The 1,103-nt window shown below is 43.6% G+C and carries 1 protein-coding gene; it reads left to right on the top strand.

The window, feature by feature from the left end:
• Window positions 1–1,103 (top strand): leucine-rich repeat domain-containing protein (locus tag L870_RS20170; protein WP_207637727.1); only part of this gene is annotated, 1,103 nt, incomplete at both ends.

Raw genomic sequence — 1,103 nt, 5'->3', positions numbered from 1 at the left:
GCTATTGGCAACAATGCGTTCTCGGGCTGCAGCGGTCTCACAAATGTAACAGTTCCCGAAACAGTAAAAACTATCGGTGAATACGCATTCAGCGACTGTTCATCACTTGCATCTGCTGTTATCAGGGGCGGTGCTGACGGTATAGGAAGCCATGTATTCAGCGGCTGTAAATCGCTTGCAGAACTCACACTTCCTTTTGCAGGCTTCTCTCTTGAAGCTGTAAATACTGACGGCAGCTCACAGGAGATCGTAAACCTGTTCCTCAACGGAAATGATGATGAATTCTACAACATCAACAACACAGGCGGCTGGAGAAGATATATCCCCAAGGCACTTAAAAAGATCACTATCTTAGGCGGAGGCCGAATCCCTAATTACGCATTCTATCGTATGAACGGTGTAGAGGAAATTGTTGTTCCCGACGATATAACATCACTGGGATCATATGCATTCTACAACTGCACATCATTGAAAAATGCAGTTATGCCGAATTCACTGTTATATATCGGCGATCATGCGTTTGCAAATTGCAGTTCAGCTGATCTCAGTACCATTTCTTTCCCTGAAAGCATCGAAACTATCGGTGAATATGCTTTCAGTAACTGTGACTCGCTTATCAGTGTTACAATTCCCGAATCCGTAAAGACTATCAGCAATTACGCATTTGAAGAATGTGATTCACTCAAGACAGCCGAGATAACAGGTGATAACACAACGATCGGTTCGCACATATTCAGCGCTTGTAAATCACTGGAATCACTTACTCTTCCGTTTGCAGGTTCATCACTTTCAGCTGTTAACGCAGACGGAAGTGCTCAGCAGATATCCGAGCTCTTCCTCAACGGAAATGATGAAGATTATTTCAATATCAACAACTCCGGCGGCTGGAGAAGATATATTCCTAAGTCACTTAAAACAATAACCATCAACGGCGGAAAGAAAATACCTAAGTATGCATTCTACAGAATGCTCGGCGTTGAAGATGTATATCTTCCAAAGGAAATCACCAATATTGCCGACAACTCCTTCGACGGATGCAGCGGCATACAGAATGTTTTCTACCCAAGCACAAGAGCAGACTGGGAGAAAAATGTTACTGTCGG

This window comes from Ruminococcus flavefaciens ATCC 19208 (assembly GCF_000518765.1).
Lineage (GTDB): Bacteria > Bacillota > Clostridia > Oscillospirales > Ruminococcaceae > Ruminococcus > Ruminococcus flavefaciens.
Note: the sequence above shows the minus strand (reverse complement) of the source record. Positions and strands in the feature narration are given on the sequence as shown.